Source organism: Cytobacillus sp. NJ13 (genome assembly GCA_030348385.1).
Lineage (GTDB): Bacteria > Bacillota > Bacilli > Bacillales > Cytobacillaceae > Cytobacillus.
In genome coordinates, this window is the sequence record JAUCFP010000006.1 from 5103152 (window position 1) to 5117260 (window position 14109).

Consider the following 14109-nt stretch of genomic DNA (forward strand, 5'->3'; position numbering starts at 1 on the left):
GATTTCTTTGTTAAATAATACACAAATTAGATACTGCCTTGATGCAATGGGGGAAATGTTCCCGGAAGCGCACTGTGAATTAAATCATTCCAATCCATTTGAACTGGTCATAGCTGTTGCACTATCGGCACAATGTACTGATGCACTGGTTAACAAAGTGACAAAAAACCTGTTCCAAAAGTATAAAACTCCCCAGGATTACCTCAATGTTTCCATAGAGGAACTGCAGGAGGATATCCGCTCTATTGGTCTTTATCGCAACAAAGCTAAAAATATTCAAAAGCTATGCAGATTGCTTCTGGATGAATATGAGGGTGTAGTACCCCGCGACAGAGATGAGCTGACAAAGCTTCCTGGAGTAGGACGCAAAACTGCTAATGTCGTTGTCTCAGTGGCTTATGGAGTGCCTGCGATTGCAGTCGATACTCATGTTGAACGAGTAAGCAAAAGGCTTGCCTTCTGCCGCTGGAAGGACTCTGTACTGGAAGTTGAAAAGGCATTAATGAAGAAAGTGCCGATGGATGAATGGTCAATTACTCATCATCGTATGATCTTTTTTGGAAGATATCACTGTAAGGCACAGAATCCTCAATGTGAGATTTGCCCTCTGCTGGATTTATGCCGTGAAGGCAAAAAACGAATGAAGATGAAGCAAGCAAAATGACCGGAGAGATAGCCATTCCTGTTACAGAACAATTATGCCATTCCCTGTTTTACAAAAAGAATGATTCATTGGCTGTAAATGAAGGATCTCTTTCCGCTTATCAGCCTCTCCCGCCATTTTTATATGAAGCGGCTTTTTATGCGGGCATACCTGCTGTAAGGCCTTGGGAAACCAGCGATAAATATATTCCGGTTTTAATGAAGGAATGGGCAGGGCAGAAACATCTTCTGGATATTCACTTCTCAAACCGGAACCAGAAGGCTGCCTTAGATCCAATGAAAATATCTTTGGGAGTATTTTTGCAGCTATTGTATTGGGCAAATAGCAAGCCGGTAAACCTTCAGTCAGATCCTGGAGAATTGCCAATAAAGCCAGTGAACCTTAAAGAACGGCTGAATTTCATTTTTGCACGACCGGCTTTTTATCATTCTTATATACAGCTTTCTGAACTAATGACTGAAATGGAAAAGCAATATATGAAGATGCTTGCATTGGAAAAAATAAAGAGAAAGCGCCTTTAAATGATAGGCGCTTTTTTCTATGGCTAGAGACAAGTTCATCAGCACAGCGACAAAAAAGAGCTGACTCAACTCTGAGCCAGCTCTTCATTTCTATTTAGTTATGTGCCAGATCCATTTCCGGAACCGCTCGAGCCTGGAGTGCCGCTGCCAGTGTCGTTTCCACCGCTGCCAGTACCTCCAGTACCTCCAGTACCTCCAGTACCCGTTCCGTTTCCTTCTCCGGTACCGGTATCGCCATCTCCGGAACCTTCACCATTACCTTCACCGTTTCCGGCTCCTTCACCATCTCCGGAGCCATCTCCGGAACCTTCACCTTCACCATTTCCAGAACCGTCGCCATCTTGGTTTCCGTCCTGGCCGTCTTCACCATTTTGTCCTTCTTGACCTTCCTGTTCTTCTTCGCCAGTTCCATCTTGTCCTTCACCTTCAGTATCACCTTCTTCGATGACGCTTTGATCAGGGATTTCTACTTTTACAGAAGCAGGATCACTTTGCTGATCACCGTTAAATGCTGTTACTTTAAAGGTATACACAGCTCCAGGCTGAGGGTTGGCAATTTTTAAGCCTTTTTCAGAAGTGACGCTAAGCTGCTGATCTCCTCCTTCATTTACAGATACCGTCACTTCAAATTGAGTGCCTTCTGCATCTTCTGGGTATTCCCATGATAATGTAATTTCATTTGTCTCCTGGTCAAAGTTCGCTGACAGGCCAGAAGGGGAGTCCAGTTTATCAAACTTCTCAGACACTTGTGTCGGAGCATGGCCTTTTACAGCATACTCATAAATGATTTGGTCCTGAGGCGTGAATTGGCTTGCCTTTTTGGCAGGATTGCTTCCTTTTTCAATGGCAACCTCCTCCACAGAGTTAGGGACCTTGAAGTCTTCTGTTTCTTTTCCTTCTGATACATGTGCCATTAAGCTGCTGAAAAGTTTTTGAGCAATTTTTTGCTCGTCGCCTGCAGGAATATAATTTTTTCTATCCTGATAGCCGGTCCAGACAGCCGCTGTATAGTTGGTTGTATATCCTGCAAACCATGCATCAGGCACAGCACCTCTAGGTATTCCAAACTCCTGTTCCTGTTCATCGGTGTAGTTAGTAGTCCCCGTTTTTCCTGCTACAGGCAATCCTGGAACATCTGCCAGACGGCCGGTCCCATAAGAAGATTTAACTGCACTTTTCAGCATGTCACTGATCATAAATGCTGTATAATCTTTCATTACTACTTCAGATTCAGGTTTCAAATCAAGCTTCGTGCCGTCACGCATTTCAATTTGCTTGATGGCATGTGGCTCAGTGTAAAAGCCATTGTTTCCAAATGCACTGTATGCGCCGGCTACCTGCATAGATGAAACCTCATAAGCGCCAATAGAATATGACTCATACATTTCTTCCATTGGGATGCCTAATTTATTGGTAAATTCTAAAGCTTTATCAGTTCCTACTTCCTGAAGTGTTTTCAGGGCAGGGATATTACGGGAACGGGCAAGGGCTTCACGTATGGACATAGAGCCCATATGCTTTCCATCCCAGTTATTGATTTTTGTACCGCCGGAATATGTGTGGGGTTCGTCAACTATAGTATGGTAGGTTCCCCATTTTAGATATTCGATTGCTGGTCCATAATCGACAATCGGTTTAAAAGTTGAACCAGCATGTCTTTTTTGATCTACAGCATAGTTAAAGCCGCGTTTTACTTCCTGGTTGCGACCTCCGCCAATTGCTCTGATTTCACCTGTTTTAGTATCAAGCAAGGTTATTCCCGCTTGAAACTCGTCATCTGGATATGCTACTGCTGCATCAGTGTTTAAGATGTTTTCAACGTGTTTCTGTGCATTAGGATCAAGGGTCGTATAGATTTTAAGGCCATCCGAATATGGATTTAAATCCGGATATTTCTTTTCTACTTCATCCAGGACAACATCAATGAAAGAATCATATTTTGATTCATTTGTTTCTCGTTTCTCCTCAGCTACAAGTGTAGATTCTACAGGCACTTTTTGAGCTGCTTCCATTTCTGCTTTTGTAATAAAACCATGCTGATTCATAAGAGAAAGAACTATATTTCTCCGTTTTTCTGCTTGATCAGGATGTTTAAAAGGATTATAGTTGTTCGGGCTTTGCGGCATACCTGCCAGAAGGGCCGCTTCATGCAGCTCCAGCTCATCTAATTCTTTTCCAAAGAAAATTTTCGATGCCGTCAGCACTCCATGACCTTCAGACATATAAATCTTGTTCACATACATCTCAAAGATTTCCTGTTTTGTATACTTGCGCTCGAGCTGGAAGGCAAGCCAGGCTTCCTGTGCTTTACGGCTCAGCGTTTTTTCATTATTTAAGAAGGAGTTCTTTACCACCTGCTGTGTAATCGTACTTGCTCCCTCAGAGCCAAATCCACGTGTGACATTGGCGATTACGGCACCGCCTAATCGAATTAAGTCCATTCCATTATGTTTATAAAAGCGGACATCCTCTGTTGCCAAAAAGGCATCTTCCACTAGTTTTGGTATATCTTCATAAGCGACATAATCACGGTTTTCCGAGCCTACATCTGTAATGAATTCACCTTCCATATCGTAAATCTGTGAAGAAATTGGATCCTTCAGCAATTTTTCATCAAGCTTTGGTGCGTCTTTCACCATAAAAGCAAAAGCGCCTGCTCCTAAAAGCATTCCAGCAATTCCGAGGGCAATTAAAATAAGAAAAATACGTTTAAAAGTGCCTGTGCCTTTTTTCCCGCCCTTCTTTTTAGGCTTGGATTGCTGTTTGCGGCGCTCCTCTCTTGATTGATATTTTTCAGTCATATCTATGTTCATCCTTTCTTGACAATGGAACTGTAAAAAACTTATTTAAGGGTATAAAGATAATCTATTATCTTAATATAGTCAATTCTGGGCTGAAATCCAAGCGGAATGTGATGGCCATTCATTTCGATTTCACCCTTGGTAATTGATTTTCTTCCCCCATCCTTCATTCTCTCCCAGTATGAGAGCAAATGATGTGCCTCTAAAAGGAAAACTTCTTCGGTAGCAGAGAAGCGGAGAAGAACAAAACAAATCCCTTGCTGGACTAATACCTTCTCCATATGCTTCACCTGGTGTTCATGAAAATTCTTTAAAGGAAAGGAGGTCGTGTTCTGAGTTTCTTTTGCTTCAAAATCAATATATCTCCCTTTATACACACCATTATAATCGGTTGTTGAAGCTTGTTTGAAATATGCTTCTTTAATAACGGCCGCACTTCTCTTCGGATAATCGACCTGGACGATTTGAACAGGCGTAGGCTTTTTATGAATAGTTGCTATTCCATGTTTCAGATAGAATTCATTGGTTTCATTTATATCTTCCTCCAGTGTCATTCCTCGATTGCTGTATGTCCATTTCTTCTCTGGTGTTAATTTTTTGGCGCTATTAGCAGATGGAGTATATCTCCTGCCATTAGGATAATGGAAATTCATGCATTCACCTCGTTTTAAACTCCTCCCTATAATAACAAAAGTAAGCATGATTTGGCTGAATAAAAAGTTCTAAATAACAAAGTATATAGGAAACTCCATTTGAGCATTATTTTCCGGTTTTATTCGTGTTACATGGTCATTTGGCATGTCTTCCTGCTGGAAAAATATAGACTAATCAGTTTCTGAGGTGAAATGAGATGTTTCTTCCTGGGAAATTCTTAAATAGCCACGAGAAAAAGGAACAGGCAATAATAGATCATATTATGAAGATGACAGCAAAATATAACCTGGACAATATTTCAAGAACGGAAGCATATTTCCGGTTTTATAAAAAGCATCCTGAGATACAGTGGGCGTTTCTTGCCTCCATGGTGTCTCGAAATGCCGGCTGGAATATGTGTGATCTTGAAGGAAGCTGTTTTCCTAAATTGATAGGAAAGAAATTGCGGGACATGCTTTATATTACATATGAAAGGGCCAATTGGCTGATTTTTCAGGATGCCTTTCCACAATTACTCCTCTATCATTATTCGACGAAAATAAATAGGCCAATGTTTCATTTATTAAAAATTTTTCGTGTATCGGCATTTATGGAACAGGAGTGGCTATATTTCTGGAAAAATAGAAATAAAAAGAGGTTAATGATTTCACTGATTATTAATGAACAAAATGTTATTCAAGAGCCTGTAATGGAACATGAAATTTATAAGAGTAAAGTTTTTCATACATTGCTTTTTTCCTTTCAGGACTATCTTCATTTTAGTTCTGTAATCTTCCCTACTTGTAAAGGGGAATTATACGGGGCAAGTGTAAATGGTTTCCGATCGGTGTCCAAAAGAATTGATCTTGGAAAACGGCTGGCAGAAATCTTATTTGACACCAGCTATTATGAGGACGTGTATGAATTTGCTTCGGGCACGATTCATACTGGTTCAAGGCATGATTATGAGAAATACTTTAAGGGAAGAATACGGAGAACCAGCCCTTTCCTACGCTGTACATACCCGATAATCACTCATCACATTCATCAATTTAATGATTGGTCTGCAAAAAAACGAATAAAGAGTAAATGGGCATCAGAATCGGTTGTCCTAAAACACCCTGCCCATATTACAAAATGGTATTTGCATAAGCAGAAACAGCTTCATACTGCTGCGAAGCTGGGCAAATTATTTCGCTTGCTTTGTTAGCGGAATAGGGAAAAAGCAAGGGATCCCTTGCTTTTTACATTTTATGTTGAAGGGCGGTCAGGGCCTTCAAGCTTCTTATTGCCATAGCCTGTTTTAGTTTCTTCCAGCTTTTTTGGCTGTGTTTTATTTTGTTTTTCTTTTTTTGCCATTACATTACACCTCCGTTAATTAGTTTGTTCAATGACGTTATTTTCATTCTTCCAGCGGCTGTCGAAACCATGTTGCTGCCATGCAAATAAGTACTTTCTTTGACGAATCACTTCTAGTTTTGTCATGCATGGAGGAAACCTACAGGCAAAATAGAATTAAGTAGGCACACAGCAAAATTTTCACTGTATCCTTCGTCGTATTTATTCCAGGAAGCAAGGAGAAAAAGAAATCGGGAGGTTTTTTGTATGCAGGGAAAAATGGTAGAAAAAGAAGAATTGCTGGCCATGCTTTCAGAAATATATGATCAGCTGGAAGAGCTTGAAAATGTACTTGAGTCTAATTTGTCGGGACTTCGCCAGGATTGGTATTATGAACAGTCAGAAAAAATAGAGGTTTGCGAAAGCAGGCTGGAAGCGATTGAAGAGGATATGACGGCAATCAGGTCTGAGGCAGACAATATAGAAAACGCAAAAAGATCAGCCGGAATGAAGCTTGAACTTGGCTTCTAAGTGGCATAGAATAGCAGTATCCTTCAGTAGCTAAAGTTGACTAGCTACTTTTATTTTTGGAGATGAAGCTGAATGAATCGTGAAAAAGTACTGGTGCAAATGACAGAACAGCTGCTTGAATATATGGAAATCTCAGACGGCAGGTTTAAAAAGGTGAAGGAATCAGGTGAAAAGGGTGATTTTTATAATGAAGTCAAACCTTTTGCTGATGACGTTAAATCCATAAATGATAGATGGAAAGAAGAAGCCCTGAAGTGGATTGGCATTCATAACCCCCGAAATCTTTATCCACAGCAGATTGAATCTGCTGCTGAACATATTGAAATGGTTTCCATTCAGGCATTTTTCCCTGAAACAAGCAAAACCAGGTTCATTAATTATGTTAATTCCGCCGAGTATGTCCTAAAGCAATTGTTAAAATTAGTAGGTGAAGAAAAAAAGGGAACCTGAAATAGGGTCCCTTTTTTTGAATTTCTTATGCATTTACTGAATCCTGGAGGGTGTTATCTTTGTAGCTTTCCGGAACGGCCGCTCCTTGAGCTTCAAGCTCACGAACGAGATTTCGATAATCTGTACTGGAAATTTCATTATGGATATAGGCCTTTTTAGCAAAATCCAATAATTCATTAACATTTTCAGGAGTGTACTCCCGCAGCTGATGAAACTTCATTTTTAGTTCGTGAACATTCATGATATTGCCTCCTCTGAATATAGATTCGCGGAGAAATTCGTTCCCCGCAGCCCGGTAAATGAAAAAGGGGGACAAGAAACTGTTTTGTTTTTTATATCCTATCATGAAAATTTATTTTTCATCGTTTTTAAAAAAATCAAACTTCCGACAGCATTCTTCATAGTTAGACAAAAACGGAAACCGCTTCCATTTTAAATGTTATTGATTCTTTCACATTCTGGGAAAATCTTTCATATAGTATATTGGTGATAATAAGAACGTTTTTACCTGTAATTATCGCTAATATACTTATATTTTTTGAATGGGGAGGATGTTTGCCCATGTTTGGCCGAGTAATGAAAAGAGCGAACCATCTGCAGCCATACGGCCATTTAAATCAAAATATTTACATTGATCCATTTTATATGGGGACGAATGGCCAATATTATTTGAGGCAGCAGCCAATGCAGAATTATAATAATTCTGCTGGACAGTATAGCCCTTATTATTTGCCTTATAATATGGAATATCATCAGCCGCCTCAGATGGCAGGATTGCAGCAAAGTTATTCACAACAGCCCTATCAGCAGCATAATTATGGCCCAGGATATTACCCGCAGCCCGGTTCGAAAAATGCTGGTGTTTTTCAAAACCCATTAGAATCTGAAGATTATTATGGAACTCAAGCAAACAAGTCCGCTGCACAGCAAATGCCGTATATGAATCCGTATCCGAAACAATCATTCATTCCTAAGCAGCCATCCGGAGTGCAAAGCATTATGAATTCCTTTAAAGCCCAGGATGGTTCGCTTGATCTTAATAAAATGGTGGACACCGCAGGCCAGATGATGTCTGCTGTAACGCAAGTATCATCAATGGTAAAAGGGATTGGCGGAATATTTAAAGCTTAACTGATCATGGCCGAATAGGCCTTTTTTTTTATCTTTGATTTTAGGGGCATGGAATTATATATAAAAATCAGACTTGAAAAAAAATTAAATATATTTAAAAATAAAATAACCGGTCTATTTTTTGCGATTCCCATTATATAGGAATTATTAACCAGGAAAATTTAATTGTATGATTGACAAAATTTAGATAAAGGTGAAAAAATAGAAAAATGACTTATGGTCATTAAAGGGGGATTTGTATGGTTCGTGCTCTGCAGCAAATAGTTATCATATTTATATTAATTTTGCTTCTTGCGGCATTGCCAAAAATTATTTCTGTTGATCCATCAAGCGGGAGTCTTGATTGGAGCTTTGAAAGTTTACCGCAGATTTATGGAGATTTTATTACGGAAGTAAGCGGGGGCAGCCTGGGTACCTATCAGCTTGGCCGGCAAACGCGTCCTATAGCAGAAGATATAGCTGATAACTTTTTTACCAGTTTGCTAATTGTATTGATTGCTGTGAATGCTTCCTTGGTTATAAGTCTTATTTTCGGGGTATTTGTCAGCCGTTTCAGGCTTACTAAGCTTTTTGGGGCATTCTTAAATATCCTTGCGTCCATACCCGACTTTATTATCATTGTGATGTCTATGATTCTTGCCGTTAAAATATATAAGATGACGGGAATCAGAGTGATTTCACTCAGGCCGGATGGAGGAGCCCTTAACACCTGGTTTCCCACAGTGCTAGCAAGCTTAGCTCCAACACTATATTTATTTAAGCTTGTCTCGGTAAAATATTATCAAACAAGCGGGGAGGACTATATTAAGACTGCAGTTGCTAAAGGAATGGGCTTGAATTACATAAATTTTCAGCATGTATTTAAAAATTTAGAGCCATTTATTAAATCTGAGCTAATCAAAGTGATTTCCCTGGCCATCGGCAATCTCTTCATTATTGAACATATTATGAATGTTTCCGGCATAACTAAATTTATTTTTCAGAGCCATGAGGTCCAGCCGATTGCAATTGGCTTGTTTGCTATGCTTTTGATTTCTCTAATTGTCTATATTTCTAACAGGCTCATATTCTATCTGTTTAAACGGGGTTTTATCTATGAATAAGCTGCTAAAAATAAATTACTCCTTGATTATCGGAATTCTTATGGTTGCAGGCCTGCTTTTTTTCAGCATATTTGGGCCTATTCTTGCACCGCATTCATTGACTTCAGCATTGGAAACACAATATACAAACGGGAAGGTTTTGGCTCCGCCATTGGAGCCCTTTGAATCATCCTCCTATCCGCTTGGAACTGACAAATGGGGCTACGATCTTTTGTCCATGATTTTATTTGGATTAAGATACACTGTCTTTATTGCAGCTGCTGTTACGATCATTAAAATGGCTTTCGGAACAATCATCGGTTTGTATGCTGGCACCTTGAAAAGGACACCTGGCTGGCTAATTGCTTTCGAAAATGCATGGAGCTATGTTCCGCTGTTTCTGATCCTGTATTTTTTCCTGGCACCAATAAGCTTCAACAGCAGCCTTAAGCAAAATGTATTAATACTCTACTTTATAGTTATTGCATCAATCATCAGCATTCCTAGCATTGTATCATCTGTAAGGCTTAAAACCGCTGAATTAAATAAGTCCGTTTATATTGAAGCGGCAAAAGCACTGGGAGCTGGAAAAAACCGTTTAATCTGGAGGCATATTTTCCCTCAGTTAAAGGAAACTTTCCTTGTTATGTTTATACTTGAAATTGTGTATGTGATCGCTCTTATGGGCCAGCTGGCGCTTTTGAATATTTTTGTTGGCGGAACCATTATGAGATTTGACCCCATCATTTACCTATCAGCTACAAAAGAGCTGTCAGGTCTTGTTGGGCAGGCAAGATTGAATATCTATGGAAACACTCATATATTAGTTGCGCCACTTACGGTCCTTTTATTTACAACAGTATCCTTCAGCCTGCTGGCAAATGGATTGAAGAATCGATTTCAGTCAAATTATCAGCGTACACCGTGGATTAAGACAGGGCATGAACCGTTAATTCAGCCTTCCAGAAAACAATATGGCCGAAAAAAGCAATTTTGGTCATTTTCTGCTCATAAAGCAGCCTTTTCTGTATTAGTCATTGCTTTTGCTGGTGCTGGGATCTATGTAACTGCCGCAAAAGACGCCAATATTGGAGTTAAAAGCGGGAGCCGCGCGGATTACAACATTGATCTGGAAATGAATGGGGAAGGCTATTTCACTGCCAATGCAAATATCCAATTGAAAAACCAATCAAATGAAGAATGGAAAGAGCTTGTATTTTATTTCATTCCAAACGTTTTTACAGAGGGACATGCATTTGATTCTGTCGAAGGCACATCTGTAGCAGATATCAGAAAGGTGACAGTGAACGGGCAAAAAGCGTCTTTTATGCTAAAGGGTGATGCGTTAACCATACATTTAAGACCTGAAATGAAAGATAGAAGCAGCCATAATGTAAAGATCGAATATGGATTTACAGTCCCTGACAAAGGCAGCCGCTTTTCAAAAGTAGACACAAACTATTATCTTGCTCAATGGTACCCTATGGCTGCAGTTTATCAAAAAGGAAAATGGAATAAAGAGCCTTATATGGAAGGGCTGGAAACATTTCATACAGGCTTCTCTGATTTCAAAGTTTCCTATAAGCTTCCAAAAGGATATTCTCTGGCTTCTACAGCAGACAAAGATCCGGCAGAACGGAAAAATGAAGGGGATATTAAAGCCAAAAAGGTCAGAGACTTCTTCATTGCTGTCATGAAGGATATGGAAGTTTATGAAACGGAAGCGAAAGACGGTGTGAAGGTCAGATTATTTTCAAGGAGCAATCATGATAAAGACCCTGAAGCTTCCTTAACACTGGCAAAAAATGCATTAACATTCTATCAGGATAATATAGGAGACTACCCGCATAAGCAGCTTGACATCGTATTGGATGATGGACAATTTATGGAATATCCCGGTATTGTAACCATTAACCCTTATATTGATGATAAAAGGTTTTATGAAATTTCTATTGTTCATGAAATTGCACATCAGTATTTTTATGGAGTAGTGGCCAATGACCCTTACAATAATGCATGGATTGATGAAGGAATTACTGAATTTGCCACCTCTATGTATTTCTATGCAGGTCAAAATCAGGCTGAAAGACAGGCATTTGGCATTTCCCATTTTCGAATGGAGGCCATTGAGGAAGCTGGCCTTGGCAGGCAATATTCAAATGTACCGGTTAATGAGGTAAAGCATACAGGCTATATCTATGGGCAGCCTGCTCTGGAGATTTTACAAATGATTCAGGAAAAGTATACCTTAAAAGGGGAATCCCCTAAAGCAGTGGGGATGCAGTTCCTGTCCGATTATTATCAAAATTTCCGTTATAAAGAGGTCGATACGAAGGAGTTTATATCCTTCACAAAAGATTACTTCAGTGTTCCGACTGGCTATTTCAATAATTGGATTGATACAACTAAACTAAACAGCTAATTAGCACCTTTGGTTTAGTTCATTCAAACAAAAACAAGCAGACATTGATACTGCTTGTTTTTGTTTAACCAGACCCAATTAAATAACCATTATTACCTGGCTTGCAGTCAGGATCAGCTTTCATCGATCACGATTCTTTTTCCCTGCTGCTTTGGCACTGTGATTTGCAAAAGGCCATTTTGGTAAACTGCCTTTACTTTCTTTTCATTGACTGGCTGGGGAAGCGGAATAGTCCGGCTGGAACGCTGCATGCTTTGCTGTCTTCGGAAAACTTTATTTTTCTCATCCTCTTCTGTTATCATCTCAGAGGATCTGACAGAAATAGTTATATAATTGTCCAGGATGTCAATTTGTATTTGCTCTTTATTTATTCCTGGAAGTTCTGCACTAATGATATGTTCTTTTTCAGTTTCTGCAACATCGACATGGAAGGAAGAAGAAGTTGGGAAGGGATTCTTAAAGAAATCATCCATAGTCTGCAGAAATCCTCTAACGGGTTTTTCATGGAAAAGCTGATTCATCGATTTCATTAAATCACCAAATGGCTCATTTCGGTCTTTTTTCTTTGGATCCTCCATATACATCCATCCCCTCTCAAACAGGATTTTTCAACATATCCTATGCTGACCTTTGGGTGGATGTTCCTATTGAGCAATAAGTCAAAGAAGAGCGGAAGTGCCTTCGAAACAAGTCAAAACCGTTTGTTTCTGTGAAGAACATCCAAATGAAGCTTTACCCTGGTGCTCACATCCGACCCCTCGAGGGAGCAGTCGCTGAATGGAGTTAGACAAAGAAAAAACCGCATAGTGCGGTCTTTAAAAGATTGTCTCTAGGAGATGATCAGGGTTTATGATTAAATGTCCATCCTGATCTGTTTCAATTAACATTTCTTTTTTCATTTTTGTTAAAGTCCTGCTGACCGTTTCCCTTGTAGTGCCAATCATATTGGCAAGGTCTTTATTGGTAAAGTCCCCTTTTAAAATAAAGCTGCCGTCTTCAAGCTTTCTCCCATGCATTTTGGCAAGACGGACAAGCAATTTGATGATTTGTTCATAAGTATTGTTTAAAATTTGGGCTTCCAGCCGCTCCTGCAGATCGACAATCTTCTCGCCCAGAACTTTAAACACCTTAATGCATAGCTCCGGATTCTCAATTAGTACCTTTTCAAATTGCGAAATTGGCACAACAACGAGCTGAGCGTTTTCAAGTACCTCGGAAAAAGCCGGATACCCCCCTTTTCTGAAAAATCCTACATGAGGGAACATCTCGCCTTTTGTTAAGATGGCAACAATCTGCTCTTTACCATTAATATCACTTCTATATATCTTAACTCTGCCGTTGTTAATGAAATAAACATTATCCAGCGGGTCGTCCTGAAGAAAAACATGACTTCCTTTTTTCCATTCCCGTGAAATTGATATCTCTACCACTTTATCCAGCTCTTCATTGTTCAGTTCTTTAAAAAGAGAGAACTGGGAAAGAACTCCTTTAATTTCTTCTGCTCTCATAATCCACCTCTTGCTTCTGTCCTATTAAGCTTATTGTAACAAAAAACATTCATAACGTTTATATTAAGAAAAAGCTTATTTTCATATAAGGCCCTTAAAGAGGATGGGCTGGTCCGAAAAGTTAAATATAACGGACCTTCCTGGTGAAAAATGATTTTAATCCCTGAGCGAATATATTAAAAGTTAAGATGGCACAGGTCATTGCAAATGCCGGGAAGAAAGGAATCCAAATTGGGCCTCTTATATCCTCAAAGGCTTTCATCAGCATCATAGGCCATGAAATCGAATTATTGACCAATTGCCAATCTCCTCCCATGGATTGAACTAAATCCTGGGAAATAAAAATGCCGACAAACCCTAATTGACCAAGCAAAAACATGACTTTTCCAAGGTCTGTAACCATATATACAAGAAGCTTACTGAATAGAAAAGGCAAATAGTATGTTCTGAAAAGCCTGGAAGGTGAAGCTCCGGCAGCAATCCCTCCATATATGTATTCCTTAGAAGAAATCTGATCAAATTCCAGCTTTATCATTTCTGCAGCACGGGGCATTTCTGCCAAACCTATAATAAGGAGCAGGGATAGGGGCCGGTATTCAGTTAACAAAAATGGCGGAAGCATGGCAAGAAGCATGACAATGATGATGGTTGGAATATATGACAGCAGCCCATTAAGCCATTTAAGGAATAAGTGTGTACCCATCCATTTTTTGTGTGCAAGAAAGGAGAGCGGAATAGCCAGTCCGTATCGCAGGACAGTTATACAGGCAACAAGCAAAATGGTTTCTTTTGCTCCCAATATGATCAGGCTGAGCAAATCCCTTCCGCTTTTGTCAGTGCCGAATAGGTAATCCTCTGATGGCGGATAAGGCGGTATAACTGGCTTTTTATCCTCATTAAGGATGTATGTAATCTTTGATAACTCGCGGTCTACAAAAGGAAGATATGGTCCGGCAAACGTGATTGCCAATAATATCAGCAGCAAAAAAAGCCCCTATGCAAAATAAGGCATGTTTCTTAATCCATAT

At 39.6% G+C, this 14109-nt stretch carries 14 protein-coding genes; 8 read left to right on the top strand and 6 right to left on the bottom strand.

The window, feature by feature from the left end; genetic code table 11:
• Positions 1-7: 7 nt before the first annotated feature.
• Positions 8-664 carry an endonuclease III gene (nth, locus tag QUF73_25280; protein ID MDM5229429.1) on the top strand — a complete coding sequence of 219 codons (657 nt, stop codon included), beginning with the start codon at positions 8-10 and terminating at the stop codon, positions 662-664.
• The gene (locus tag QUF73_25285) at positions 661-1185 is read left to right on the top strand and encodes a hypothetical protein (GenBank protein ID MDM5229430.1); all 525 of its coding nucleotides are present in this window, start codon (positions 661-663) and stop codon (positions 1183-1185) included. Before nth ends, QUF73_25285 begins: the two co-directional genes overlap by 4 nt.
• A 98-nt stretch (positions 1186-1283) precedes the next feature.
• Here the strand turns inward: QUF73_25285 and QUF73_25290 are convergent, their stop codons facing one another.
• Both QUF73_25290 and recU read right to left on the bottom strand, forming a co-directional pair.
• Positions 1284-3986: a PBP1A family penicillin-binding protein gene (locus QUF73_25290; GenBank protein ID MDM5229431.1), complete on the bottom strand. Its 2703-nt coding sequence runs from the start codon at positions 3984-3986 to the stop codon at positions 1284-1286.
• A 41-nt stretch (positions 3987-4027) separates the two neighbouring features.
• A complete protein-coding gene (gene recU, locus QUF73_25295; protein MDM5229432.1) occupies positions 4028-4639 on the bottom strand; it encodes a Holliday junction resolvase RecU in 612 nt (203 codons plus the stop codon).
• Between the two features lie 197 nt (positions 4640-4836).
• Between recU and QUF73_25300 the strand changes: the two genes are divergently transcribed.
• From QUF73_25300 to QUF73_25310, 3 genes are all read left to right on the top strand, one after another.
• Positions 4837-5829 (top strand): DUF2515 domain-containing protein, encoded by a 993-nt coding sequence (locus tag QUF73_25300; protein MDM5229433.1) that lies wholly within the window; start codon positions 4837-4839, stop codon positions 5827-5829.
• Between the two features lie 395 nt (positions 5830-6224).
• A complete protein-coding gene (locus QUF73_25305; protein MDM5229434.1) occupies positions 6225-6488 on the top strand; it encodes a hypothetical protein in 264 nt (87 codons plus the stop codon).
• Positions 6489-6560: 72 nt separating this feature from the next.
• Positions 6561-6938 (top strand): YppE family protein, encoded by a 378-nt coding sequence (locus tag QUF73_25310; protein ID MDM5229435.1) that lies wholly within the window; start codon positions 6561-6563, stop codon positions 6936-6938.
• 25 nt (positions 6939-6963) lie between these two features.
• On the opposite strand, the gene QUF73_25315 is transcribed toward QUF73_25310, so the two are convergent.
• Positions 6964-7179 carry a YppF family protein gene (locus QUF73_25315; protein MDM5229436.1) on the bottom strand — a complete coding sequence of 72 codons (216 nt, stop codon included), beginning with the start codon at positions 7177-7179 and terminating at the stop codon, positions 6964-6966.
• A 320-nt stretch (positions 7180-7499) separates the two neighbouring features.
• Here QUF73_25315 and QUF73_25320 point away from each other — a divergent pair, with 320 nt between their 5' ends.
• The 3 genes from QUF73_25320 to QUF73_25330 all read left to right on the top strand — a co-directional run bounded on the left by QUF73_25320 (position 7500) and on the right by QUF73_25330 (position 11573).
• Positions 7500-8069, top strand: a complete 570-nt coding sequence (locus tag QUF73_25320; protein MDM5229437.1) for a YppG family protein — start codon at positions 7500-7502, stop codon at positions 8067-8069.
• Positions 8070-8308: 239 nt separating this feature from the next.
• Positions 8309-9172 (top strand): ABC transporter permease subunit, encoded by an 864-nt coding sequence (locus tag QUF73_25325; protein MDM5229438.1) that lies wholly within the window; start codon positions 8309-8311, stop codon positions 9170-9172.
• Positions 9165-11573 carry an ABC transporter permease subunit gene (locus QUF73_25330; GenBank protein MDM5229439.1) on the top strand — a complete coding sequence of 803 codons (2409 nt, stop codon included), beginning with the start codon at positions 9165-9167 and terminating at the stop codon, positions 11571-11573. The genes QUF73_25325 and QUF73_25330 overlap by 8 nt, the downstream gene beginning before the upstream one ends.
• A 113-nt stretch (positions 11574-11686) precedes the next feature.
• Here QUF73_25330 and QUF73_25335 read toward each other — a convergent pair whose 3' ends face one another.
• The 3 genes from QUF73_25335 to QUF73_25345 all read right to left on the bottom strand — a co-directional run bounded on the left by QUF73_25335 (position 11687) and on the right by QUF73_25345 (position 14066).
• Positions 11687-12151: an Hsp20 family protein gene (locus QUF73_25335; GenBank protein MDM5229440.1), complete on the bottom strand. Its 465-nt coding sequence runs from the start codon at positions 12149-12151 to the stop codon at positions 11687-11689.
• A gap of 237 nt (positions 12152-12388) precedes the next feature.
• Positions 12389-13081 carry a Crp/Fnr family transcriptional regulator gene (locus tag QUF73_25340; GenBank protein ID MDM5229441.1) on the bottom strand — a complete coding sequence of 231 codons (693 nt, stop codon included), beginning with the start codon at positions 13079-13081 and terminating at the stop codon, positions 12389-12391.
• Between the two features lie 121 nt (positions 13082-13202).
• Positions 13203-14066 (bottom strand): ABC transporter permease subunit, encoded by an 864-nt coding sequence (locus QUF73_25345; protein ID MDM5229442.1) that lies wholly within the window; start codon positions 14064-14066, stop codon positions 13203-13205.
• Positions 14067-14109: the final 43 nt, after the last annotated feature.

Coding starts and splice junctions, on each gene's coding strand:
- QUF73_25285 (MDM5229430.1), top strand. CDS start 661: ATGACCGGAGAGATAGCCATTCCTGTTACAGAACAATTATGCCATTCC.
- QUF73_25290 (MDM5229431.1), bottom strand. CDS start 3,986: ATGACTGAAAAATATCAATCAAGAGAGGAGCGCCGCAAACAGCAATCC.
- recU (MDM5229432.1), bottom strand. CDS start 4,639: ATGAATTTCCATTATCCTAATGGCAGGAGATATACTCCATCTGCTAAT.
- QUF73_25300 (MDM5229433.1), top strand. CDS start 4,837: ATGTTTCTTCCTGGGAAATTCTTAAATAGCCACGAGAAAAAGGAACAG.
- QUF73_25305 (MDM5229434.1), top strand. CDS start 6,225: ATGCAGGGAAAAATGGTAGAAAAAGAAGAATTGCTGGCCATGCTTTCA.
- QUF73_25310 (MDM5229435.1), top strand. CDS start 6,561: ATGAATCGTGAAAAAGTACTGGTGCAAATGACAGAACAGCTGCTTGAA.
- QUF73_25315 (MDM5229436.1), bottom strand. CDS start 7,179: ATGAATGTTCACGAACTAAAAATGAAGTTTCATCAGCTGCGGGAGTAC.
- QUF73_25320 (MDM5229437.1), top strand. CDS start 7,500: ATGTTTGGCCGAGTAATGAAAAGAGCGAACCATCTGCAGCCATACGGC.
- QUF73_25325 (MDM5229438.1), top strand. CDS start 8,309: ATGGTTCGTGCTCTGCAGCAAATAGTTATCATATTTATATTAATTTTG.
- QUF73_25330 (MDM5229439.1), top strand. CDS start 9,165: ATGAATAAGCTGCTAAAAATAAATTACTCCTTGATTATCGGAATTCTT.
- QUF73_25335 (MDM5229440.1), bottom strand. CDS start 12,151: ATGGAGGATCCAAAGAAAAAAGACCGAAATGAGCCATTTGGTGATTTA.
- QUF73_25340 (MDM5229441.1), bottom strand. CDS start 13,081: ATGAGAGCAGAAGAAATTAAAGGAGTTCTTTCCCAGTTCTCTCTTTTT.